We start from the raw sequence: 23,428 nt of genomic DNA on the forward strand, positions 1-23,428 counted from the left end.
TCCTCGCGGCTGGGGGCGCCCTGGCCCTCCAGCGCGTTGAGGGCCGCTTTCACCAAGGTCGGAGTTTCCAACATCCACCTCCACGGGGCCGGGTTCCACCGGCTGTGCCAGAGCTTTTCATCTTCCCATGGACCTGCCTGACGGGCCAGCGTGCGTGTCGCCGTTCACCCTCGGCGATGGCTCCAGATCAGGCTCGTGCCTTCGCGATTGGCTTCAGTGAAGGCTTTGCCGACGCGCGTCAAAGCCGACTTCAAGGTCATGTCGTCATCGCCGGGGAACCACAGCGTGGCCCCGGTGGGATGCTCGCCCACGATCCCGCGAAGCCGCGCGAGCAGGACCTCCGTACCTTCCTCGCTGGTATGGGGCATGATCAGCAGGTACTGGTCCGCCGACAGCTCGATGAGCAGATCCTCGCCCCGCAGATGGGAGGCGGCGGCGGCCAGGCGGCCGCGGGTGCCCGTCACCAGAGGCTGGGACCAGAGGGCGAGGGCGATGGGTTCCTTGCGGCGGCGGGCCATGAACAGCGAGGCGCGGAGCCAGATGTCGAGGTAGCGGCGGTTGGGCAGGCCGGAGCGGGCGCTGTTCAGCGCGCTGTCCTCCACGATGGCGCCGCTGAGCTCCAGCGCGTCCAGGGCTCCCCGGAGCTCCTGCTTCATGCTCTCGGATTCGAGGGTGCGCGCCATGAGGTGCCCCATGGCTCGGATCAGCTCGGTCTCGCCGCGGTCGAAGGCCCTGGGGGCATGGCACTGGACACACAGGGTGCCCACCACGTTGTCGCCTTCCTTCAGGGCCACGCCGGAGTAGGCGCGGATGCCAAGCTCCAGGTAGCCGGGGCTCTTGCGCCAGCGCGGTTCCAGCGAGGCGTCCCGGATGGTGAGCGGGCGGTCCGGGTGGGCCATCACCCACGGACAGTAGCCCTTCTCGGGGGCCTCGAAGATGCCGTTCATGCCGGCGCCATCCGCCACGGCCCACCAGAACACTTCGTAACCCAGCCCCGTGATCCGGGTGAGCAGGGCACGATCCACGTTGAGGCGGTCCACCAGCAGGGCGAGGCCATGCTCGAAGAGCCGGGCCGGATCCTCCCGGCTGGCGTTGAGCAGGTCCGCCAGCGCGGCAAGATGGTTTCCCTTGGCGCTGCGACGCTTGACAGCCTTTCCAGGCACGCGTGTCTCCAGAAGGTACCTTTAGGATGCCGGAGTTTTCCCATGGCGCAAGAGCCGAGATGGGGTGCTTCTACCAGCTCACCACGCGGAGGCTGGGGCTGATCTCCTCTTGGAGCAGCCCCTCGATGTAGCGCAGGGTGCCGCTGGTGGAGGAGGGGCAGGATCCGCAGGCGCCGTGGTAGCTGATCTGGAGGGTCTGGCCGTCGAAGGAGATGACCTCCAGGCCGCCGCCGTCGCCCGCCAGGCCGGGGCGGATGCGGGAGTCCAGCAGCTGGTTGATGCGCTCCAGCGTCGCGTCCGCGTCGCCGCCCGGCGTCAGCGCCACATCGCCGGTGTCGTTCTCGGGCAGCTTCAGGTCCTCGATGGATTCGCAGATGGGGTCGATGAGGTCGGTCCACTCGGCCGAAGGATCCTTGTTCACGGTGACGAAGCGGTCCATGTAGAACACGGAGGTCACCTTGCCCAGGGCGAAGAGCGCCGAGCCCAGCGGATCACCCACCGCCGCCCCGAAATCCTTGAAGGACCGGGACCCGGCCTTGAGAATGGCCGGATGCACCAGGAACTTCAGCGCATCGGGATTGGGCGTGGGTTCGATGTTGATGACCTTGGGCATGGAAGGCTCCCAAGAAAGTTTACCAAATTCGTCAGGATTTACGAGGGCCCATACTTGGACCCGGAGATCCCATGACACGGACGAAGGTCCTCCTGAGCTGGTCCAGCGGCAAGGACGCCGCCTGGGCCCTGCACGCCCTCCGCCAGGCCGGGGACGTGGACGTGGTGGGCCTCCTCACCACCACCAACGAGGCCTTCGGACGGGTGGCCATGCACGCGGTGCGGGAATCCCTGCTCGAGGCCCAGGCCGAGGCCGCGGGCCTGCCGCTCTGGAAGGTGCCGCTGCCCTGGCCCTGCCCCAACGAGGCCTACGAGGCCCGGATGGCCCAGGCCTGCGCCAGCGCGGTGGCCGAAGGCATCGGTGCCATGGCTTTCGGGGACCTCTTCCTGGAGGATGTGCGGGACTACCGCATCCAGAAGCTGGCCGGGACGGGCCTGGCGCCCTTGTTCCCCATCTGGAATCCGGATACGGCGGGGCTTTCCCGGACCATGGTGGCCGCGGGCCTGAAGGCCACCCTGACCTGCGTGGACCCCCGGGCACTGGACGCGGCCTTCGCGGGGCGGGCCTTCGACGCCGGCCTGCTGGCGGACCTGCCGGCCGGCGTGGATCCCTGCGGCGAGCGGGGCGAGTTCCACACCTTCGCCTGGGACGGCCCCATGTTCCGGCATCCCATTCCCATTCATCGGGGCGGCGTGGTGGAGCGCGATGGCTTCGTCTTCGCGGACCTGGTGCCCGCATGACCTCGTCACAGCCCACGGGCGCGAGCCTGATGGATCCCGGCCGGCCGCTGATTCTCGTCACCGGCGCCACGGGCTACATCGGCGGGCGACTGGTGCCCCGCCTCCTCGCCGCCGGCCACCACGTGCGCTGCATGGCCCGCAACCCCGACCGGGTGGCGGGCCGGCCCTGGCCGGGGGTGCAGACGGTGAAGGGGGACGTGAGCGATCCGGCCTCCCTGGCGGTGGCCCTGGAGGGCGTGTCGCAAGCCTACTACCTGGTCCATGCCATGAGCGAGGACCGGCCGGACTTCCGCGACCGGGACCTGGGGCACGCCCTGGTCTTCGCGGCGGCCTGCGCCAAGGCGGGCGTGCAGCGGATCATCTACCTGGGCGGGCTGGGGGATCCCAAGGGCCACCGGAGCGATCACCTCGCCAGCCGGCAGGAGGTCGGGGCGGCCCTCGGTTCCACGGGCGTGCCGGTGCTCGAGTTCCGGGCCGCGGTCATCGTGGGCAGCGGCAGCGCCAGCTTCGAGATGATCCGCCACCTGACGGAGCGCCTTCCCGTCATGATCACGCCGCGTTGGGTGAACACCCGCTGCCAGCCCATCGGCGTGCGCAATGTGCTGGGCTACCTCACCGAGGCCCTGGAGCACCCGGACGTGTCGGGCATCTTCGAGATCGGCGGCCGCGATGTCCTCGACTACCGGCGGATGATGCTGGGCTACGCCGAGGCCCGGGGCCTGCGCCGCTTCATCATCCCCATGCGCGTGCCGCTGCCGATCCTGTCCGCCCTGTGGGTGGACCTGGTCACGCCCATCCCGCTGGTCCTGGCCAAGCCCCTCATCGAAGGCATGACCACCGAGGTGGTGGTGCGCGATCCCCGAGCTCTGGAAGTCTTCCGGGTGCGCCCCATGGCCTACAAGGAGGCCTTGGCGCTGGCTCTGCAGCGCCTGGACGAGGATGCGGTGGAGACCACCTGGGCCACCAGCCTCTCCCGCGAGCAGGAGGAGGAGGTCCTGGGCTCCCACGAAGGCATGTTCCTGGAGCGCCACCACCGGCACGTCAAGGCTCGGCCCCACGTGGTGTTCGAGACCTTCTGCGCGCTGGGCGGCGAGAACGGCTGGCCCGCCGGCAACTGGCTGTGGCAGATCCGCGGCTTCCTGGACCGGCTGTTCCGCGGCATGGGCATGCGCCGGGGGCGACGGCATCCGCGGCAGCTCCGCGTGGGCGATCCCGTGGACTTCTGGCGCGTCGAGGCCGTCGAGGAGGACCGCCTTTTGCGCCTGCGGTCCGAGATGAAGCTGGACGGCCACGCCTGGCTCCAGTTCACCGTGCGGCCCGAGGGGGCGGGCTCGCGCCTGGAGCAGACCGCCTTCTTCGAGCCCCATGGCGTGCTCGGCCTGATCTACTGGTACGCGATGCTGCCCTTCCACCTCTTCGTGTTCCCTGGCATGGTCCGGGCATTGAAGAAGCGGGCCGAGACCGCTGCGACAGGAACTGAGAGGTCATGACATGTACGACGCGCAACGGGAGGCCTGCCTGGCCGCGGCCCAGGCCGGAGGGAAGGTGCTGCTCGGCTACTTTCGGAAGCTGGATCCGGCCACCATCACCGAGAAGACCAAGAATGACGTGGTGAGCGAAGCCGACCGCGCCGCCGAGGCCGCCATCCATGCCGAGCTGGACTTCCGCTTCCCGCAGTACGGGTTCCTGGGCGAGGAGGGCGGAAGCCACGGCAGCGCAGACATCCGCTGGATCGTGGACCCGCTCGACGGCACGCTGAACTTCGTCCAGGGCTTCCCCCACTGGTGCGTCTCCGTGGCCCTCTGGGATGCGGAGGGCCCGGTGGTGGGCTGCGTGCTGGATCCCCTGCGGGATGACTGCTTCCTGGCCGTGCGAGGCCTCGGTGCCACCTGGAACGGCAGGCCCATGCGCGTCTCGCAGCAGGCGGGCCTGGACGGTGCCTTCATCGCCACGGGATTCGCCTTCCAGCTGGGCGAGCGCTGGCCCGCCTTCAACGCCGCCCTGGGCCGCGTCTTCCCCCGCGCCAAGGGCATCCGCAGGGCCGGCAGCGCCGCCCTCGACCTGGCGCATGTCGCCTGCGGCATCTTCGACGGCTACTTCGAGCTGGGCCTCAAGCCCTGGGACCTCGCCGCCGGCGTGCTGCTGGTGCAGGAGGCCGGCGGCGCGATCACCGATTGGGAAGGGGGCCAGAGGTGGTTCGAGAGCGGGAACCTGGTGGTGGGCACCCGGGGCGTAGCGCAGGATCTGCTGGAGACTCTGGAGGGCTGAGCGACTTCGCGGGAAGGCGTGATGTAAGCGGAAGGCGGCCGAGGAACAGAGAAAAGCGGAGGAAAAGCAACCCAGAAACCTTTTCTCCGCTTTCCTCAGCTTCTCTGTTCTCCTCCGCTTATCGGATTCTTTTCGACTGACGAACGGCTACGCCTCGCCCTTGGCCCGCCGGCTGTAGACGACGACGTAGAGGCACAGGGCCACCAGGGCCGCGAGGCCAAGCCACTCGCCCAGGGCTCCTTCGGCCTGGTGGACGCTGAGGAGCGGGAAGCCCTCGGTCCACTTGAGCTTCACGAAGCTGGCCACCACGCCCATGATGGCGCCGCCGGCCATGAGGCCGCTGGCGATGAGGACGCCCCGGTTCTCCCGGGCCTTGGCATCGGCCTCGCTGGTACCAGGCTTGGGCCGATTCACCAGGTGCGCCAGGATGCCGCCCAGGAAGAGGGGTGTGTTCAGCTCGATGGGCAGGTACATGCCCAGCGCGAAGCCCAGGGCGGGCAGCTCCACCATGCGCAGCACGAGGGAGAGCATGATGCCCAGGCCGAAGGCGTACCAGCGCAGGGGCATGGACACGGTGCCGAAGATGCCTTCGAGGATGGCCTTCATGGCGCTGGCCTGGGGCGCGGGGATGGAGGTGCCCAAGGCCATGGTGCCATCCAGGTTCACCTGCTTGGCCATGAGCCACATGGCGATGCCCGTGAAGAGCGCGGCCACGAAGGTGCCCACGAACTTCCAGCCGATCTGCCGGGCGGGTGTGGCTCCGATCCAGTGGCCGATCTTGAGGTCGGTGCTGAAGGCGCCGGAGGCCGCCAGGGCCGTGCAGACGATGCCGCCCACCATCATGGTGAGGAACATGCCGTAGCCGCCCGTGAAGTTCAGCTTCAGCATCAGCACGCCCGTGATGACCAGGGTGAGCATGGTCATGCCGCTGATGGGGTTGGTGCCGATGGTGGCGATGGCGCGGGCGGCGACGGGCGCGAAGAAGAAGGAGATCACCATCACCACGAGGGTGGCGATGAGGGCCGGCACCAGGGCCTGCTTGATGCCCAGGCCGAAGCTCAGGAAGGCCAGGGTGCCCACCATGCTGGTGACGAGACCCACGGCGATCATGGAGCCCGCCAGGCTGCGCTCGGTCCGGATGGCGGCCTTGGGGGACTCGGCCGCGGCGTCGCGGTTCATGAGCGCCTTCATGTTGCTGATGATGCTGCGGATCATGTTGGGCATGGAGGCCAGCACGCCCATGACGCCCGCCCCCGCGATGGCGCCCACGCCGATGATGCGGACGTAGGCGAAGAAGACCTGCTCCGGCGTCATGTCGGCGATGAGCTTGGCGCCCGGGGGCACGATCACCGGCACGTGCTGGCCGATGGCGTGGAAGAGGGGCACCAGCACGAACATGCTGAAGAACGATCCGGCCGCGATGACCGCGGAATAGCGCAGGCCGATGATGTAGCCGATGCCCAGCGTGGCCGCGCTGTTCAGGAAGTTGAAGCTCATGAACTTCTCGCGCAGGGCCTTGCCCACGTAGACGTGCTCAAGGCGGATGTATTCGCCCATGCCGCGGAAGATCGAGGTGATGCCGTCGTACAGGGCGCCGATGCCGGCGGCCACGGCCAGCTCCTTGGCCTGGTTGCCCGCCTTCTCTCCGGTGACGAGGATCTCAGCGGTGGCGGTGGCTTCGGGCCAGGGGAAGATGCCGTGGTTCTCCACCATGAAGTGGTGGCGCAGGGGTACCAGGAACAGGATGCCGATGCAACCGCCCAGGAAGCTCACCAGCACCACCTGCCACAGGGTGGGCGTGGGCACGCCGCTGCCGGGGGTCTGGGCCAGGATGTAGAGGGCGGGGATCGTGAAGGCGGCGCCGCTCACCACGTGGCTGCTGTTGGCGCCGATGCTCTGGACGATGACGTTCTCGAGGATTGTGTTCTTGCGCGGGAAGAAGCGCGAGAGGCCCACGGCCAGGATGGCGATGGGGATGGCGGCCTCGATGCCCTGGCCCAGCTTCAGGGCGAGGTAGGCCGCCGCCATGCTGAAGATGGCGCAGAAGACGAGGCCCATGGTGATGGCGCGGGGCGTCGTCTCCGGCACGCCGTCCTGGGGGACGAGGGGCACGTAGCTCTCGCCGTCGGACAGCGGCCGCCGCGCATTTGCGGGCAGACCTTTGATCTCCTGGGGTTCGGATCCGTGGGACATCGATCGCTCCTAGGCGGGATAGGCTTCGAGGACGGACTGGACCACGCGGCGCGACAGGCCGTGGTAACCGGGGCTTGCGACGGCGAAGATCTCCCGGGCCAGGGCACGGGTGCGGGCGTGCTGTCCCAGGGCGCCGTAGAGGGGGCGGAGGTACTTCATGCGGCCCACGCGCGTCAGCACCTCGCGGATGCGAGGGAAGGCCGCCTCGTAGTCCGCCGCCGCGGCCAGGGTGAGCCACTCCACGAGGATCTCGTGGTTGCCGCGGTTCATCAGCTTGAAGTGCGCGTCCAGCCAGGCACAGTCGGAATGAGTGAGCTGGCGGGGCAGCTTCTGGAGGTAGACCAGCAGCTCCGCGGGCGTCCAGGCCGCGATCTGGGCCTCTGTGGGCCGCTGACCCCCGGCCCAGCCCTCGGCCAGGGCCGTGAGGCCGTCCAGCTGGGCGCTGTGGAACTGCGGGGCCGTGGCCGGCATCCCGGGCTCGTCGAGGTAGGCCTTGGCGTCCACGGCCGCCAGGGCGCTGGGCAGCTGCTCCTCGACGAAGGCGCAGAACTGCTCGGTGGTGATGGAGGTGAAGCGGAAGGCGTCCATGTAGTCGCGGAGGAAGCGGCCGAAGCGGTCCTCGCCCACATGCGCCTCCAGGGCGGCCACGAGGCGGGCGCCCTTCTCGTAGGGGATGCTCGAGAAGGCGTCGTCGGGATCGATGCCCTCCAGGTGCATGCGCAGCACCGTGAGGTGGGGCTCCTTCTTGAAGCGCTCCAGGCTGTCCTCCAGGGCTTTCTGGCCCGTGGCCCAGCCCAGGGCCGCGGCGTCGTCGCCGTGGAGGGTGCGCAGGATCTTGCGCTCGGCCCAGACGGTGAAGCCCTCGTTCAGCCAGAAGTGCTCCATGCTGGCGTTGGTGACGAGGTTGCCGGTCCAGCTGTGGGCCAGCTCATGGGCCACCACGTCCACCAGGCTGCGGTCCCCCGCCAGCAGGGTGGGCGTGAGGAAGGTCATGCGCGGGTTCTCCATGCCGCCGTAGGGGAAGGAGGGTGGCAGCACGAGCATGTCGTAGCGGTCCCAGGGGTAGGGCCCGAACAGGCCCTCCGCCTTGACGATCATCTCCTCCACGCCCGCGAACTCCCAGGCGGCGGAGGCCACGGTTTCGGGCTCGGCCCACACGCGGCTGCGGGGGCTCAGGTCCCGGGCTTCCAGGCGGCCCACGGCCAGGGCCAGCAGGTAGCTGGGGATGGGCTGGGGCATGGTGAAGCGGAAGGTGTGGCGGCCATCGCCGGTGGCCTCGTCGCCGTCCGGGCCCGCGGACATCACCGCGGTGAGGCCCTCGGGCACGGTGACCTCGGCCTGGTAGGACACCCGGGCGATGGGCGTGTCCTGGCAGGGCACCATGGTGCGGGCGTGGATCTGCTGGCACTGGCTGAAGAGGTAGGGGGCGACCTTGCCCTCGGTCTGCTCCGGATCCAGCCACTGGAGGGCCATGGCGTCCGGGGCCGTCCGATAGCGGACCGTCAATTCGCGGGTGCCGTCGGGCGCGGTCACCCGAAGGCGGCTGCCCAGGATGGGATCGGCCTCGCCGAGCTCCCAGGGGATGGGGCCCTGGCCCGGGACCTGCGCGCCGAGGATCTCCAGTCCCTTGGTGTCCAGGTCCAGGACGCCTGACACCGCCTCCCCGAATTCCAGGGCCACCTCGCCGTCGATGCGTTTCGCGGCGAAGTCCACGCCGAGCTTCAGGCGCAGCCGCCGGGCCCGGGGCTGGACGGAATCGTAGTACGAATGCGGATCAGGGCGGTGCATGAAAACCTCGGGGAACCCGCCATCATCCCACAGGGCCCTGAACGGCAGACATCACAACTAGGAAGGCCCCGCGAGCGGGGCCTCCTATCCAAAAACCGAAGGTTTTCAGCCGGGGATCACTCCTCGTCTGGAGCCAATCCCTCCACCTTCCGCATCTTGATGACGTCGCCGTGGTCCTTGACGATGCAGCGCAGCCAATCCTCGGGGGCCTTGGGGTGGGTGACTTCGCCCTTCCCGTTGCGGACGTTGCCGTCCAGGTACTTCCAGATGAGGGATTCGCCCAGCTTCTTCCACCGGCCCATGAGCTCCTCGGACTGGTTGGCGGCGCGCTGGGTGAGGTAGGCCTGGGCCTGGGCGGGATCCTGTTTGTAGAGTTCCAGGGCCTTGCGGTCCACCTCGGCCTGGTCGGCCAGGTAGCGGCCTTCGAGCTCCTGCTGCACCTTCTGGACATCGACGATCATGTCGCTCCAGCGGGTGTAGGTGTAGTTGCTGACGAAGTTGAAGGTCCAGAACGCGCTGTCCCAGCTGAAGGAATCGAAGTTGCCCGTGCCGATGGCGAAGGCCTTGGGCGGGGCGGTGATGCCGCAGGAGATGGGCTGGTAGACCGTGGTGTAGGTGTCGTCCACGCCGAACCACAGCACACCGCCCACGGGACCGGGCATCCAGCCGCGGGCCTGGCTCACGAAGGAGAAGCCGGTCTGCTGGGTGCTGATGGCGCGCTCGTGGAGGTACTCCTGGCCGTCCACCTTCCAGGTCATGGGCCGCCAGCGGTAGGGCAGCTTGTAGGGCCCGGCGCCCACATCCTTGGTCATGTCGAACTCGGTGCCCTCGAAGTGGTCGCGCATGAGCTGCATGACGTCATGCACGCCCAGCTTCTGGTCGGGCTTGATGAAGAGCGGCATGGGCTTGGCGCCCTTCACGGCCTTCACGTAGTCGATGGAGAGGTTCTGGCTGGGCGCGGCGCGGCGGAACAGGCTCCACACGCGGGCCTCGCAGGCGCGCAGGGCCCCGAAGGTGAGGGGCGCGTAGGTGTCGGCGAAGCTGAAGTCCTTGTCCGCCCCCTTGAAGTAGCCCTTTTCACGGGCGAAGGGGATGAGGTCCTTGCTGTAGATGGCGGTGCTGGGATCGTTCAGGGGGAACTGGCGGATGCGGGACTGGTTGGCGTGGGCGCTGATGGTGCCGTCCGGAAGGTGGTAGGCCACCCACAGGGCGCCCGTCTGGCCCTTGCCCTTGCCGATCATCTCGAGGATCCAGACTTCGTTGGGATCCGCGATGGAGAAGCTCTCGCCCTCGGAGGCGTAGCCGTACTTCTCGGTCAGGCTGGTCATCACCTGGATGGCCTCGCGGGCGGTCTTCGCGCGCTCCAGCCCAATGTAGATGAGGCTGCCGTAGTCGATGATGCCGCTGGGGACCTGCAGTTCCTTGCGCCCGCCGAAGGTGGTCTCCGCGATGGTGACCTGGTGCTCGTTCATGTTGCCGACGCGGGTGTAGGTCACGGGGGCTTCGGGGATGCTGCCCAGCACCTTGCCTGTATCGAAGGTGAAGCCGCTGTCCCACTCCCGGATCACACGCACCTCGCCGGGACTGTGCTTTCCGCCGGGCTTGAAGTAGAGCTCGCCGTAGAGCGTGTGGCTGTCGGCGGCATAGGTGATCATCGTCGACCCATCCTTGGTCGCGCCCTTGGTCACGAGCAAGTTGGTGCAGGCGTCCAGGGCCGCGCCGGCGGTCAGGAGGGTGGCGAGGAGGACGAGGGGGCGGATACGCATGGAGATCCTTTTGAAATCGGGGCGAAAGGGCGATGCTACCAGATGGCCGGGCGGTCCTTCTCGGGCCGCTTCATGGGGTCGCCATCCTGGCAGCCGAAGGCCTCGTAGAACTCCGGCAGGTTGGAGAGCGGGCCGTTCACGCGGAACTTCGCCGGGCTGTGGGGATCGGTGACGGCTCGGAGGCGGGTGGCTTCCTCGCGGGTGAGGGTGCGCCAGGTCTCGGCGTAGCCCAGGAAGAACCGCTGTCCGGGGGTGAAACCCTCAATCTTTCCAACCGGGAGCTTGCCCTTCTGGCTCAATTTCCATGCGTCCCACGCGAGCTTGAGCCCGCCCAGGTCGGCGATGTTCTCGCCCAGCGTGAGCTTCCCGTTGAGGTGGAGGCCGGGCAGGGGCTCGAAGGCGTCGAATTGCTTCACCACCAGCTCGGCGCGCTCGTTGTAGGCCTTTTCGTCTGCGGGGGTCCACCAGCTCTTGAGGTTGCCGTCGGCGTCGAACTGACGGCCCTCGTCGTCGAAGCCGTGGGTCATCTCGTGGCCAATGGTGGCGCCGATGTTCCCGTAGTTCACGGCGTCATCGGCTGTCGCGTCGAAGTAAGGGGGCTGGAGGATGCCAGCGGGGAACACGATCTCGTTCATGGTGGGGCTGTAGTAGGCGTTGTTGGTCTGGGGCGTCATGCTCCACTCGCTGCGGTCGATGGGACCGCCGAGCTTCGCCAGGCGCCGCTGGAACTCGAAGCGGCGGGCCTCCAGGAGGTTGAGCACGTACGGCTGCCGCTTGACCTCGAGCTGAGTGTAGTCGCGCCAGACATCCGGATAGCCGATCTTCACCCGCATGGCCGCCAGCTTCTGGCGGGCCTTGGCCTTGGTGGGGCCGCTCATCCAGGCAAGGCCATCGATGCGGACCTTCAGCGCCGTCCGGAGGTTCTCCACCATCTCCAGCACCTTGGCCTTGCTGCTGGCGGGGAAGGCGCGCTGGACATAGAGCTTGCCGAGGGCTTCGCCCAGGCCGCGGTCGGCGGCGAACATCACGCGCTTCCAGCGGGGATGCTGGGCGGTGGTGCCCTGCAGCTTCGTGCCGTAGAAGGCGAAGGATTCCTGCTCGAACGCTCTGGGGAGGCCCGGGGCGGCATCGTTGAGAAGCGTCCAGCGCAGGTACGTGCGCCACTGGTCGGCGGGAACCTCCTGGATCATGCGGCCCAGCTCGGCCATGAAGGCGGGCTGGCGCACCACGAAGCGGTCCGGGGCGGGGACTGCCAGGCCCTTCAGGTAGAGCTCCGTGGGGAAACCGGGCGCGGCGGCCTTGAGCTGGGCGGGCGTCATGGCGTGGTAGACGGCGTTGGGATCCCGCTGTTCCACCCGGGTCATGCTGGCCTTGGCGAAGCGCGTCTCCAGGTCGAGGATGCGGTCGGCATCCCCGGCCTGGAAACCGGCCATGGTCATCATCTTCGCGACATGGGCGCGGTAGGCGGCGAGGAGCTCCTTCGACTTGGGATCATCCTTCAGGTAGTAGTCCCGGTCCGGAAGACCGAGGCCGCCCTGGGCCAGCACCATGGAATAGCGGCTGCTCTCCTTGTCATCCTGCTCGACACCGACATAGAAGCCGGCGAAGGCGCCCAGCCGGTGGAGGTCCGCCAGCACGGCCACCAGGGAGGCCGAGTCCTTCACGCCGTCGATGCGCGCGAACAGCGGCGCGAGGGGCTTGAGCCCCGCAGCCTCGATGCCCGCCTCGTCCATGCCGCTGGCGTAGAAGTCCCCGACCTTCCGGGTCTCGGAACCCGGGGCGGCCTTGGCGGCCGCCGCGGATTCCATGATCTCCCGCAGGATCTGGTGGGTCCGGGTGTCGATCTCCTGGTCCACGCCGTAGCGTTCGTATTCGGCGGGGATGGCGGTGCGCTTGGCCCAGCCGCCCACGGCGTACTGGAAGAAGTCCTGGCAGGGCTTCACGGTGGGATCGATGTTCGCCGGGTTGAAGCCCTTGTAGGCCACCTGGGCGGAGAGCGGCGCCATCAGCGCCAGGACGAGCAGGCAACGGTTCTTCATGTGCTTTCCTCATGCGCTCCCGGAAGGCTCTGCCGTCCGGGAGTACGAATTACCAGATGGCCGGCCGCACCTTGACGTCCCGCTTCATGGGCTGGCCGTCGGTGCAGGAGAAGGCGTCGTAGAACTCCGGCAGGTTGGACAGGGGGCCGATGACGCGCTCACGGCCGGGGCTGTGGGGATCGGTCTTGAGGCGCACCGAGAGGGCCGCCTCGCGGATGTGGTTGCGCCACACGGCCGCGGCGCCCAGGAAGAAGCGCTGGGGGCCCGTGAAGCCGTCGATGGGCGCCGGAGCGGGCTTGCCCTTGAGGCTGTTCTGGTAGGCCGCGAAGGCGATCTTCAGGCCGCCGATGTCGGCGATGTTCTCGCCCAGGGTGAGCTTGCCGTTGACGTGCTCGCCCTTGATGGGCTCGTAGGCGTCGTACTGCTTCACCACGAGGTCGGTGCGGGACTGGTAGGCCTTCTTGTCCGCCTCAGTCCACCAGTTCTTGAGGTTGCCTTCCGCGTCGAACTGGCTGCCGCTGTCGTCGAAGCCATGGGTCATCTCGTGGCCGATGACGTAGCCCAGGGCGCCGTAGTTCACGGCGTCATCGGCCTTGGCGTCGAAGAAGGGCGGCTGGAGGATGCCCGCGGGGAACACGATCTCGTTCATGGTGGGGCTGTAGTAGGCGTTCACGGTGGGGGGCGTCATGCCCCACTCGGTGCGGTCGATGGGCTTGCCGAGCTTGGCCAGGTTCTCGTGGACCCGGAAGGCGGCGGCGCGGCGCACGTTGCCGAAGAAGTCATCGCGCTTCACGTCGAAGGCATAGGTCTTCCACTTGTCGGGATAGCCGATCTTCACGCCGAAGGCGTTGAGCTTCGTGAGGGCCTGCTGCTTGGTTTCCGGGCTCATCCAGTCCAGGTTCGCGATGCGCTCGCGCAGGGCGACGCGGAGGTTCTCCACCAGCTCCAGGACCTTCTTCTTGGATTCGGGGGGGAACGCCACCTTCACGTAGAGCTGGCCCAGGGCCTCGCCCAGGGTGCCGTCCGTCATGGCCTCGATGCGCTTGGCGCGGGGCTCCCGCTCAGGCGTGCCGTTCAGGACCTTGCCGTGGAAGGCGAAGGCCTCTTCGCCGAAGGCCTTGGGCAGCAGGCTGGCGGTGGCGCTGAGGGCGTGCCAGCGCAGGTAGGTGCGCCACTGGGGCGCGGGCACGTCCGAGGCCAGCTTGCCGAAGGCCTGGAAGAAGGAGGGCTGGCTGAGGTTCAGGTCAGCCAGCTTGACGCCGCGGGCCGCGAAGTAGGCCTTCCAGTCGAAGCCGGGAGCTTCAGTCGCCAGCTGGTCAAGGGTCCGCTTGTTGTACGTCTTCTGGGGGTTCCGCAGCTCCACGCGGGTCCACTGGGCCTGGGCCAGGCGGGTCTCCAGATCCAGCACCACCTTGGCGCGGACCTTGGCGAGGTCCGGCGCGTCGCCCGCCAGCTCCAGCATCCTGGCGATGTGGGCCTCGTACTTGGCGCGGATGTCCCGGCTGCGGGCGTCGTCCTTCAGGTAGTAGTCGCGGTCGGGCAGGCCCGTGCCGCCCTGGCCCAGGTAGCCCAAGTAATGGGTGGACGCCTTGGCGTCCTGGCGCACGTAGAAGCCGAAGCCGCCGGGCAGGCCCTGGTTGTGCAGCTTCGCCAAGAGGGTCGGGAGGTGCTTGGTGTCCTTGAGGCCCTCGATGGTGGCGAAGATGGGCTTCATGGGCGCCAGGCCGCGCGTCTCGATGGCGCCCTCGTTCATGCCGGAAGCGTAGAAATCGCCCACCTTCTGCTGGACACTGCCCTTGGCCCAGGTGGTCTTCGCGCTGGTCTCGTCCAGGATCTTCTGGAGGATGGCCCGGTTTCGCTCGCTCAGCTCCTCCATGGCGCCGTAGCGGGACTTGTCCGCCGGCAGGCTGTGGGACTTGAGCCAGCCGCCGTTGGCGAACCGGTAGAAGTCGTCGCAGGGCTTCACGTTGGTGTCCAGGTTGGCGGGATCGACGCCGGGCTTGGGCTGGGCCACCAGGGAGAGGGCCGCAAGGCCCAGGCAGAGGCCGAGGGAGGCGCGCAGAGAGGAAGCCATGAATAACCTCGTAAGTTGAGGGTAAAAGCCTATCAGGAAGAACTTCGAAGTGATATATGCACCACTTTCTGCAGTTCGGCATGGATGGCACCGTCGGTGTCCCGCCATTCCACGGGGTAGGTACGGTCCACCTTGGGCTGCTCCTGGAGGAGGCGGCGGATCTCCGCCAGCTCCTCCTCGTCGATCCGGAAGGTGGCGGACAGGAGGCTCCGGCCCGGCTTGCGGAAGCGAATGGAGGCGGCCTTGTCCCACACCACGTAGTCCGGCCCGAGCCGGTGGATCAGCATGAGCATGTAGATGGGATCCGCCCCGGCGTAGAGGCTGCCGCCGAAGATGGTGCCCACGTAGTTCCGGGTCCGCCAGGAGAGGGGCAGGCGCACGCGGACCTGGGACCAGTCCGAGGCGATGAAGGTCACCCGGGCCCCTGTGCCCCGGTAGCAGGGCCAGAGGTTGAATACCCAGCGGAAGAGGCGGGTGCGGAGGGATTCGCGCAAGAGATTCCGGGAAGGCTAGAAGCGGACCGTGACCTTCTCGCCTTCCTTCATGTGCACGGTGTCGATGAAGTGCACCTTCCGGTCCTGGTAAGTGAGCACCAGGCTCTGGGTGCGGACGCCATGGCCGAAGTGGAGCACGCCCTTCAGGAGGTTCCCGTGGGTGACGCCGCAGGCGGCGAACACGATCTGCTTGCCCGGGCAGAGGTCGTCCGTGAAGTAGATGCGGTCGAAGTCCACGCCCATGGCCTCGGCCTTCTCGCGACTGGCGGTGTTGGTGTCCACCTTGAGGCGGCCCTGGATCTCGCCGTTGAGGCACTTGAGGGCGGCGGCGGAGAGCACGCCTTCGGGCGCCCCACCGGTGCCCATGACCGCGTGGATGCCCGTGCCGCTGACGGCGGCGCTGATGGCGGCGCTGAGGTCGCCGTCGCCGATGAGCTGGATGCGGGCCCCGGCCTTGCGGATGTCGGCGATGAGCTGGGCGTGGCGCTCCCGGTCCAGGACTGTGACGGTGATCTCCTCCACCTTGCGGTCCAGGGACTTGGCGATGATCTCCAGGTTCTCCTGCACGGGGGCGTTGAGGCTCACCTTGCCCTTGGCGGCGGGGCCCACGACCAGCTTCTCCATGTAGAGGTCCGGGGCGTGCAGCAGGCCGCCCTTTTCCGTGGCCGCCAGCACGGCGATGGCGTTGGGGGCGCCGGTGGCGCAGAGGTTCGTGCCTTCCAGGGGATCCACGGCGATGTCCACCGCCGGGTGGTCCCCGTCCATGTCCGCCCCCATCCCCACCTTCTCGCCGATGAAGAGCATGGGGGCCTCGTCCCGCTCGCCCTCGCCGATGACGATGGTGCCGTCCATGCGGACGGTCTCCATGGCGTGGCGCATGGCCTCCACTGCGAGCTGGTCGCTGTACTTCCGCCGGCCGTGGCCGACGGAGGAAGCGCAGGCGATGGCGGCCTGTTCGACCACGCGCAGGAATTCGAGGGACAGGGTCTGTTCCATGGGGGGCTCCGGATGGGCGGGTCGGATGGGCTCAGGCGAGCCGGTTCACGCTCTGATGGATCCAGTCGAGGAAGCCCTCGGACCCGGCTTCCACGGGAAACATCAGGATCTCCGGGACTTCGTAGGTGTGGAGGTCCGAAATCACTTCAGACACCTGGGGGAAGAATTCCCGGGTGGTCTTGATGATGAGCATCACCTCTTCGTCGAGGTGGGTTTCGCCCTTGAAGTAGTAGTAGCTCTTGATGCTGGGGACGATGTTGACGCAGGCGGCATAGGCCTGATCCACCAGGGCCGCGGCGATGGTCAGAGCTGTCTCCTCGCTGCCGCAGGTGGTCATGATGGTGCAGGCGTCGCTCATCGGGTGGACTCCCCGCCCGGCGGGCGGAACCCGCCATTGTATCGTGCCGGCAGGGGCGCCGTTGATCACGAAGCTCGGAGGTGGATCGCGACGGCACCTGCGTGGTCTGACCACGGTGGTGCGGAGGTTGGGAGCGATATCCGTTGGGGGACCGTCGGTTGGGGAGGCTGCGGAATGGCTCACGGGGAGGTGGGCCGCTTACCCTTCTGACGATTCGGCTCACCCGGACTTCGGATTCGAACCGCGTCTGGCTGCGCCAGCCGCCGGTCTTGTTCCGGCGCCACATCTAGTGGCGCCTCCACAATCCCACTCGGAGGTTCGAATCATTGTCTTTTTCCGACCAATGAGAAGGGGGCCTGCAGGCCCCCTTCTCATTGGTCGGGGCGAGAGGATTCGAACCTCCGACCTCTCGGTCCCGAACCGAGCGCTCTACCAGGCTGAGCCACGCCCCGACGAAGGTTTGACTCTACTGGAAACGGGCGGGGCCGTCCAGCCCGGGACTACTCGGATTCCAGGCCGAGGCGGATGCGCTCCCGGCGGCGAGCTTCCAGGAGACGCAGGGCACGGCGGAGGGGATCGGGATCTTCCGGCGGGGCGGGGGCTTCCGCAGGCGGGTCGCAGGGGGTGATCTGGAGGCCGGTCAGGCTGAGGTTCAGGGCCCGCTGGATGCGGTCGCGGATCTGGGGCCACACGGCGGTGGCGGCGTCGCGCAGGGGGCCGATCCGGGCCAGTTCCCAGCAGCCCATCACGAGCACATTGTGCTCCACGCGAAGCGGGCGGGTGCGTTCCGCCAGGACGGGGCCCACCACGAAGACCCAGGCGGCGCGCAGGCGCGCCAGGGCCTTCTGATCGGGCTGGCGGGCGCCCAGGGGCACGAGGCGGGGGACGCGGCGGCGGTTGGCGTTCATGGCTTCCAGCGCGGCGGGGGCAGGGGGGCGCAGGCCCGCTCGCCGTTGAGGAGCACGGGCGAGGCCAGGGTGGGGATCATGGCGTTGGTCTCGGTTTCGAACAGGGGCTGGAGCAAGTTGTGGAGCTCGCCGCCCTGGCGGAACAGCACCTCGTCCACAGTCCGGATGCGGCTGGCCGGGATGGCGTTGGGTTCGCAGAAGGCCAGCACCCGGTCCACGGTGCTGGCCAGCGTGCGGGCCTCGATGAGGGCCACCAGCGCCTCCCGGTCCTTCACACGGCCCCGGTTCTGCCGCCACTCGGGCCGTGCGTCCAGGTCCAGGCCCAGCCACATGGCCAGCACCTCGAACTGGCGGTCGCTGCCCACGGCAATGGCCACGTCGCCATCGGAGCACCGGAAGGTCTGGTAGGGCACGATCTGGGGGTGGGCGTTGCCCCAGCGCTGCGGGGTCTTGCCGGTCATGAGGGCACCGGCCCCGACGTTCACCAGGCCTGCCAGGGCCGCCTCCATGAGGGGCACCTCGATGTGGAGGGCCTCGCCGGTGCGCTCGCGGTGGAGGAGGGCCGCCTGGATGCCGTTGGCGCAGTAGAGGCCCGCCAGCACGTCCACCAGGGCCACGCCCACCTTCATGGGGCGGCCCTCCGGCTCGCCGGTGATGGCCATCCACCCGCTCTCGGCCTGGATGATGAAGTCGTACCCGGCCCGGCGGGAGGCCGTGACATCCGAGGCGAACCCGCGGACGGAGGCCAGGATGAGCTTGGGGAACCGGGCGTGGAGCCGCTTCCAGCCCAGCCCCAGGCGATCCGCGGAATCGGCGCGGAAGTTCTCCACCAGCACGTCCGCGTCCTTCAGCAGGTCGAAGAGATCGGCCTTGCCCTCCTCCGCGTGGAGGTCGATGGTCCGGCTGCGCTTGCCGCGGTTGCCGCAGCGGAAGTAGGCGCTCTCGCCGGATTCACCCTGCTCGAAGGGCGGTCCCCAGCCTCGCGAAGGATCCCCGTCCGGGGGCTCCAGCTTCTGGACCTCGGCCCCGAAATCCGCCAGCAGCTGGGTCGAGAAGGGGCCTGCGAGCACGCAGGACAGATCCACGATCCTGATGTGGGACAAGGGCTTGGGCATCGGGTTCTCCGCTACCCAGCCTACTTCATGTGCTTCGTGCGCCCGCGAGGGATCAGCTGGCGGCCACAGTGCGGCGGTAGGCCGCGACCAGCGAGGCCGCGATGTCCCCGGGCTCGTGGCCTAGAAAATCCTGACGCTGCATGAGGTGGACCAGCTGCCCATCCTTGAAGATGGCGGCCTGGGGGCTGGTGGGCATGGCGCCCTCGAAGTACTCGCGGGCCTGGGCCGTGGCTTCCTTCTCCATGCCCGCGAAGACCGTGACCAGGTGATCGAAGCGCAGGCCCTGGGTGCGGAGAGCCTCGGTCACGCCCGGCCGCGCCCCGGCCGCCGCGCAGCCGCAGACGCTGTTCACCAGCAGGAGGGTCGTGCCGGGCTGCTGCAGGGCCTCGTCCACCTGCGCCGGCGTCAGAAGCTGGCGGAAGCCCGCCTGCACCAGTTCCTCGCGCATCGGGGCGACCATGTATTCCGGGTAGTTCGACACCACAGCCTCCAGGGGTTCTAAAAGTTTACCTATCGAGTCAAGATTGATCCAGATCACATTTCCGGAGGTCCCATGCGACTGGTCCTGCTGGGTGGAAGCCTGCGCCCTGCATCCCTGAACACCCGGTTTCTGAGGCACCTGGCGGCTGACCTGGAAACCCGCGGCCACGAGGTGTCCAGCTTCGCCGGGTCTGCGCTCCGCTTCCCGCTCTACGAAGAAGGGGAAGCGCCGACGGAGGATCTCCAGGAGCTGCACAGGAGGCTCGGGAAGGTCCAGGGCCTGGTGATCGTGTCGCCGGAGTACAACTCGGGCATCCCGGGCCACCTGAAGAATGCCGTGGACTGGCTCAGCACCATGGCCCCCAGTCCCTGGCAGGGCTTGCCGGTACTGCTGTGCGCCGCGAGTCCGGGCGCCTTCGGCGGGGCCCGCGGCCTGGTGGCGTGGCGGGCGACCCTCGCGAACATGGGTGCGCTGGCCTTTCCGGGCGCGATCACGGTTCCGCATGCGGACCAGCAGCTCGACGAGCGCGGCGCCCCGACCGATCCCCGCACCGCCGCCTCCGTCTCGAAGACGCTGGCGGGGTTCCTGGCCCTGGCGGCCCGGCTTCACCCCGAGTGAGTTCGTGCGATCCTGAAGCGTCCTCACCGGAGCCGCCATGAAGGATTTCTTCAAGACTTTCTTCGCCGCCCTGCTGGCCCTGATGGTGGCCGGCGCGCTGGCCTTCGTCATGTTCCTCGGAGTCCTGGCGGCCATCGGCTCATCCGGGAAGCCCGTGGTGCCCAGCAAGGCCGTGCTGGTGTTCGACCTGGACACCACCCTGTCCGACGCGGATCGCGAGCCCGAGCCCAGCGAGGCGCTCAGTGAAGCCCTGGGCGGCGGGGGAGGACGTGCCCAGTCGCTGCCTGCGGCCATCGAGGCCCTGGACCGGGCCGCCGCCGACAGCCGCATCACGGCGCTGTTCCTCACGGGCAACCTCCAGGGGGCGGGACCCGCCCAGCTCCGTGAGCTGCGGGAGGCGATCCAGCGCTTCAAGGCGAAGAAGCCCGTGCTGGCCTACAACCAGGGCTGGAGCAAGCGGGACTACTACCTGGCCGCCGGCGCCAGCACGGTGTTCATCAACCCCTTCGGCGAGATGGAAGTGAACGGCCTGGCCAGCGAGCCCATGTTCTTCGGCGAGGCCTTCAAGAAGTACGGCGTGGAGGTGCAGGTCACCCGTGTGGGCAAGTACAAGAGCGCGGTGGAGCCCTTCATCACCGACCGCATGAGCGAACCCAACCGCGAGCAGGTGAAGAAGCTGCTGGATGACATCTGGAGCGAGTGGAAGACCACGGTGGCCAAGGATCGCAAGAAGACCGCCGACGACCTCCAGCTCATCGCCGACGAGAAGGGGCTCGTGGAGGCCGACGAAGCCAAGAAGCTGGGCCTGGTGGACCGTGTCGCCCCCTACGACGAGGTGCTGGACGAGCTGAAGAAGCTGGCCGGGAAGCAGCCCAAGGACAAGGACTTCCCCCAGATCGCCTTGGCCACCTATGCGGGCATCCCCGGGGAGGCGAAGACCGGCAAGGCTCGCATCGCCGTGGTCGTGGCCGAAGGCGAGATCGTGGATGGCGAAGGCAAGGCCAACCAGGTGGGCGGCGAGCGCCTGAGCCGTGAACTGCGCAAGCTGCGCCTGGACGACCGCATCAAGGCGGTGGTCCTCCGCGTGAACAGCCCCGGCGGCAGCGCGGCGGCGTCCGAGCTCATCCAACGGGAGGTCATCCTCACCAAGAAGGTGAAGCCTCTGGTGGTCTCCATGGGCCACCTGGCGGCCTCCGGCGGCTACTGGATCAGCACCTACGGCGATCGCATCTTCGCCGAGCCCAGCACCATCACGGGCTCCATCGGCGTCTTCGGCCTGCTGCCCAACGTGAAGAAGCTGGCCAACGACCACGGCATCACCTGGGACAGCGTGCAGACGGCCAAGCTGGCCAACCCCATGACCCTGGCCCGGCCCAAGAACGACCTGGAGCTGGCCCGCATCCAGGGCCTGGTGGACCGCATCTACGAGCAGTTCGTGGCCAAGGTGGCCGACAGCCGCAAGATGAAGAAGGAGGCGGTCCACGAGATCGCCCAGGGCCGCGTCTGGTCCGGCCAGGAGGCCGTGAAGCTGGGCCTGGTGGACGAGGTCGGCGGCCTGGATGCGGCGGTGAAGTACGCGGCCGGCCGGATCAAGGCGGGTGACGACTACCAGGTCGTGGGGCCCGAGCGGGAACCGGACACCCTCCGGGAGATCCTGAAGAACCTGGGCGGCAAGCCCCGGAAGCTCGCCAAGCCCGGCCCGGTGGACGGCTTGGTGGATTCATTCCGCCACCAGCTGGACCTCCTGACCTCGCTGAACGATCCGCAGGGCGTCTACGCCAGGCTGCCCTTCGAACTCGAGCTGAAATAGCTCGTGGACTCCTCCTCTTTCGTCTCGGCCATCGTCCTGCTGGTGCTGGTGACCGATCCCCTGGGCAACATCCCGGTCTTCATTGGGCTGCTGCGCCAGGTGGATCCGGCCCGGCGCCAGCGGATCATCATCCGCGAGGTGCTGTTCGCCTTCGCCATCCTGCTCTTCTTCGCGCTCTTCGGGCAGAAGGTGCTGCGGCTCATGCACCTGACGGACACCTCGCTGGGCATCGCGGGTGGCGTGATCCTATTCCTCATCGCCTTGAAGATGGTGTTCCCCCACGCGGAGGCCCCGGCGGATCTCCCGGTCCACGGAGAGCCCTTCCTCGTCCCCCTGGCCATCCCTTTCATCGCCGGCCCCTCGGCCATCGCCACGGTGCTGCTGCTGGTGAGCCGCGAACCCCACCGGCTCTGGGAATGGCTGGGCGCCCTGTCCGTGGCCATGGCCATCTCGGCGGTGGTGCTCGGCTTTGCGGAGAGGATCGCCGCGTTCCTGGGCGAGAAGGTCACCCAGGCCTTCGAGCGGCTCATGGGCCTGGTGCTGACGGCCATGGCCATCGAGATGCTGCTGGCGGGCATCCAGAAGTTCGTGCTGCAGCTTCGGGATGTCTAGGCTTTCCGTTTCAGGCTCAGTTCCAGCGTGAACTCCGCCACGGGCTCGAAGGTGCCGTCCGGCAGCTTCACCGCGGCCTGGATGTGCATGGGTTCGGTGATGCGCTCCTCGGAGGCCAGGGCGCGGCGCACCTGGTCGCGGATGGCCGCGCCTTCGTCGCAGATGAAATAGACGTCGGATTCGGGACGCTTGAGGAAGGTGGCCTGGAAGGCCTTGAAGACCAGGGACACCTCCTGGCCGGACCGCTTGATCTGGTCCATGGCCAGCAGGCCCCCGGCGCAGTCCGCCCCGATGGCGAGGGCGCCGAAATACATGGAGCCCAGGTGGTTCTTCGTCCAGCGCCGGAGCGGGATCCGCACCACGCAGCGGACATCCGTCAGCTCGACGACGCTGGGGCGCACGGAGGCCAGGAGGGGGATCTTCAGCCAGCCGAACAGGCGCATGCCGAAGGTCTGTTTGAGGCGTTCGAATCGGGGGGACATCCTCCGATTCTCGGGTTCAGACCTGGTTCACGTCCAGCAGACCCTCGGGAGGATCCAGGTCCAGGTGCCGGTTCGCGAAGTCGAGCGTCCACCAGGCTTTGATGTAGGGGATGTCGCGCTGGCCCGTGCGGCCGGGCCGCAGGTCCCGCATGACCACCATGTCGTAGCCCGCGGGCCCGGGGTCCAGGCGGAGCACCTCGCCCACTTTGTGCCCGCCGATGAAGACGTCGCAGCCGATCCACTGGTGCCGGAAGCTTTCGCCCTCCTCCAGCACCGCCGCCGATTCGGGCATCCACAGGGCCCAGCCCTTCAGCGCCTCGGCCGCCGTGCGGTCAGGCACCTCGGCGAAGGCGAGGCAGGGCCTGTCCTGGTGCCACCGGAAGCCGCGCAGCTTCACGGGTCGGGCCGGGGCGGCCGTCTCGCCATGCTCAAGGTCCATCTGAGGTGGAGCCAGCACCAGCCCAGCCATGCCATCCAGCCGCTCGGGCTCGTCCATGACGGCATGGAAGAGGAACTCGCCCTTGAGCCCCTGGACCTTGGCGAGGTGGCCCGCAAGAAGCATCTAGGCCTCCCGTTCGTCCTCGTCGTCCAGCTCGAGGTTCACCACCAGGTCCGCCTTCTCCCCGGCGACCTTGCAGAGGGTGCGCAGCGCCGAGATCATGCGCCCGTGCTTGCCGATGATGCGCCCGCGGTCCCTGGGATCCGCGAAGACCAGCACATCACGCTTCTTGCCCTCGCCGCTGACTTCGACCCGGAGGGCCTCCGGATGGTCCAGCAGGGGGGTCAGCACATCGCGCAGGAAGGCTTCGGGATTCATGGGCGCTCCACGAACAAAGAAAGCCGGACCCTGGCCCGGCTTTCGGCGAACGGAAACCGGCTACGCCGCCTTAATCAAAGATGGATCGTGAAC

The 23,428-nt window shown here is 68.1% G+C and carries 22 protein-coding genes and 1 tRNA gene; 6 read left to right on the forward strand and 17 right to left on the reverse strand.

The features are described from left to right. Positions 1-164: 164 nt before the first annotated feature. Together MLJ35_RS12670 and MLJ35_RS12675 are read right to left on the reverse strand one after the other, a co-directional pair. Positions 165-1,163 carry a sensor domain-containing diguanylate cyclase gene (locus tag MLJ35_RS12670; protein ID WP_243384650.1) on the reverse strand — a complete coding sequence of 333 codons (999 nt, stop codon included), beginning with the start codon at positions 1,161-1,163 and terminating at the stop codon, positions 165-167. Positions 1,164-1,233: 70 nt separating this feature from the next. Then, the gene (locus MLJ35_RS12675; protein ID WP_243288689.1) at positions 1,234-1,776 is read right to left on the reverse strand and encodes a NifU family protein; all 543 of its coding nucleotides are present in this window, start codon (positions 1,774-1,776) and stop codon (positions 1,234-1,236) included. Positions 1,777-1,847: 71 nt separating this feature from the next. Here MLJ35_RS12675 and MLJ35_RS12680 point away from each other — a divergent pair, with 71 nt between their 5' ends. From MLJ35_RS12680 to MLJ35_RS12690, 3 genes are read left to right on the forward strand one after another with little or no spacing between them, the layout of a single operon-like run. Beyond that, a complete protein-coding gene (locus MLJ35_RS12680) occupies positions 1,848-2,516 on the forward strand; it encodes an adenine nucleotide alpha hydrolase (RefSeq protein WP_243384651.1) in 669 nt (222 codons plus the stop codon). After that, positions 2,513-4,006: an SDR family oxidoreductase gene (locus tag MLJ35_RS12685; protein WP_243384652.1), complete on the forward strand. Its 1,494-nt coding sequence runs from the start codon at positions 2,513-2,515 to the stop codon at positions 4,004-4,006. Before MLJ35_RS12680 ends, MLJ35_RS12685 begins: the two co-directional genes overlap by 4 nt. 1 nt (position 4,007) lies before the next feature. Then, entirely contained in the window at positions 4,008-4,784 is a 777-nt protein-coding gene (locus MLJ35_RS12690) for an inositol monophosphatase family protein (RefSeq protein ID WP_243384653.1), read from the forward strand. 147 nt (positions 4,785-4,931) lie between these two features. Here MLJ35_RS12690 and MLJ35_RS12695 read toward each other — a convergent pair whose 3' ends face one another. The 12 genes from MLJ35_RS12695 to MLJ35_RS12750 all read right to left on the reverse strand — a co-directional run bounded on the left by MLJ35_RS12695 (position 4,932) and on the right by MLJ35_RS12750 (position 18,975). Next, the gene (locus MLJ35_RS12695; RefSeq protein ID WP_243384654.1) at positions 4,932-6,977 is read right to left on the reverse strand and encodes an OPT family oligopeptide transporter; all 2,046 of its coding nucleotides are present in this window, start codon (positions 6,975-6,977) and stop codon (positions 4,932-4,934) included. Between the two features lie 9 nt (positions 6,978-6,986). Further along, the gene (locus tag MLJ35_RS12700; RefSeq protein WP_243384655.1) at positions 6,987-8,765 is read right to left on the reverse strand and encodes a M1 family metallopeptidase; all 1,779 of its coding nucleotides are present in this window, start codon (positions 8,763-8,765) and stop codon (positions 6,987-6,989) included. A gap of 116 nt (positions 8,766-8,881) precedes the next feature. Beyond that, positions 8,882-10,531: a dipeptidase gene (locus tag MLJ35_RS12705; RefSeq protein ID WP_243384656.1), complete on the reverse strand. Its 1,650-nt coding sequence runs from the start codon at positions 10,529-10,531 to the stop codon at positions 8,882-8,884. A 35-nt stretch (positions 10,532-10,566) separates the two neighbouring features. Then, positions 10,567-12,570 (reverse strand): M13 family metallopeptidase, encoded by a 2,004-nt coding sequence (locus tag MLJ35_RS12710; protein WP_243384657.1) that lies wholly within the window; start codon positions 12,568-12,570, stop codon positions 10,567-10,569. A gap of 49 nt (positions 12,571-12,619) precedes the next feature. Then, positions 12,620-14,644 carry a M13 family metallopeptidase gene (locus tag MLJ35_RS12715; protein WP_243384658.1) on the reverse strand — a complete coding sequence of 675 codons (2,025 nt, stop codon included), beginning with the start codon at positions 14,642-14,644 and terminating at the stop codon, positions 12,620-12,622. 32 nt (positions 14,645-14,676) lie between these two features. Then, positions 14,677-15,138, reverse strand: coding sequence for a DUF4442 domain-containing protein (locus MLJ35_RS12720; protein WP_243384659.1), 462 nt, complete (start codon positions 15,136-15,138; stop codon positions 14,677-14,679). Positions 15,139-15,153: 15 nt separating this feature from the next. Then, complete coding sequence (gene glpX, locus MLJ35_RS12725) at positions 15,154-16,134, reverse strand: class II fructose-bisphosphatase (protein ID WP_243288679.1); 981 nt, start codon at positions 16,132-16,134, stop codon at positions 15,154-15,156. Between the two features lie 31 nt (positions 16,135-16,165). Next, a complete protein-coding gene (gene cutA / locus MLJ35_RS12730) occupies positions 16,166-16,492 on the reverse strand; it encodes a divalent-cation tolerance protein CutA (protein WP_243288678.1) in 327 nt (108 codons plus the stop codon). Between the two features lie 375 nt (positions 16,493-16,867). Further along, positions 16,868-16,944, reverse strand: a tRNA-Pro gene (locus tag MLJ35_RS12735). Positions 16,945-16,992: 48 nt separating this feature from the next. Further along, complete coding sequence (locus MLJ35_RS12740) at positions 16,993-17,400, reverse strand: DciA family protein (RefSeq protein ID WP_243384660.1); 408 nt, start codon at positions 17,398-17,400, stop codon at positions 16,993-16,995. Next, on the reverse strand, positions 17,397-18,515 hold the full coding sequence (locus MLJ35_RS12745) for a CaiB/BaiF CoA transferase family protein (protein ID WP_243384661.1): 1,119 nt from the start codon (positions 18,513-18,515) through the stop codon (positions 17,397-17,399). The genes MLJ35_RS12740 and MLJ35_RS12745 overlap by 4 nt, the downstream gene beginning before the upstream one ends. A 52-nt stretch (positions 18,516-18,567) precedes the next feature. Then, positions 18,568-18,975 (reverse strand): BrxA/BrxB family bacilliredoxin, encoded by a 408-nt coding sequence (locus MLJ35_RS12750; RefSeq protein WP_275976547.1) that lies wholly within the window; start codon positions 18,973-18,975, stop codon positions 18,568-18,570. Between the two features lie 93 nt (positions 18,976-19,068). Between MLJ35_RS12750 and MLJ35_RS12755 the strand changes: the two genes are divergently transcribed. Genes MLJ35_RS12755 through MLJ35_RS12765 form a run of 3 tightly spaced genes read left to right on the forward strand, consistent with a single transcriptional unit; the run spans position 19,069 to position 22,036 of the window. After that, positions 19,069-19,614 (forward strand): NADPH-dependent FMN reductase, encoded by a 546-nt coding sequence (locus tag MLJ35_RS12755; protein WP_243384663.1) that lies wholly within the window; start codon positions 19,069-19,071, stop codon positions 19,612-19,614. Positions 19,615-19,651: 37 nt separating this feature from the next. Further along, positions 19,652-21,424, forward strand: coding sequence for a signal peptide peptidase SppA (gene sppA, locus MLJ35_RS12760; protein ID WP_243384664.1), 1,773 nt, complete (start codon positions 19,652-19,654; stop codon positions 21,422-21,424). A 3-nt stretch (positions 21,425-21,427) separates the two neighbouring features. After that, on the forward strand, positions 21,428-22,036 hold the full coding sequence (locus MLJ35_RS12765; protein WP_243384665.1) for a MarC family protein: 609 nt from the start codon (positions 21,428-21,430) through the stop codon (positions 22,034-22,036). Here MLJ35_RS12765 and MLJ35_RS12770 read toward each other — a convergent pair. The 3 genes from MLJ35_RS12770 to MLJ35_RS12780 are packed head-to-tail and all read right to left on the reverse strand — an operon-like array spanning position 22,033 to position 23,335. Next, a complete protein-coding gene (locus MLJ35_RS12770; RefSeq protein ID WP_243384666.1) occupies positions 22,033-22,518 on the reverse strand; it encodes a PaaI family thioesterase in 486 nt (161 codons plus the stop codon). The genes MLJ35_RS12765 and MLJ35_RS12770 overlap by 4 nt on opposite strands. Positions 22,519-22,534: 16 nt before the next feature. Beyond that, complete coding sequence (locus tag MLJ35_RS12775; protein WP_243384667.1) at positions 22,535-23,080, reverse strand: ribosome maturation factor RimM; 546 nt, start codon at positions 23,078-23,080, stop codon at positions 22,535-22,537. After that, positions 23,081-23,335: a KH domain-containing protein gene (locus MLJ35_RS12780; RefSeq protein WP_243324443.1), complete on the reverse strand. Its 255-nt coding sequence runs from the start codon at positions 23,333-23,335 to the stop codon at positions 23,081-23,083. Positions 23,336-23,428 lie beyond the last annotated feature (93 nt).

The sequence above is a fragment of the Geothrix alkalitolerans genome (assembly GCF_022808885.1).
GTDB classification, from domain to species: Bacteria; Acidobacteriota; Holophagae; order Holophagales; family Holophagaceae; genus Geothrix; species Geothrix alkalitolerans.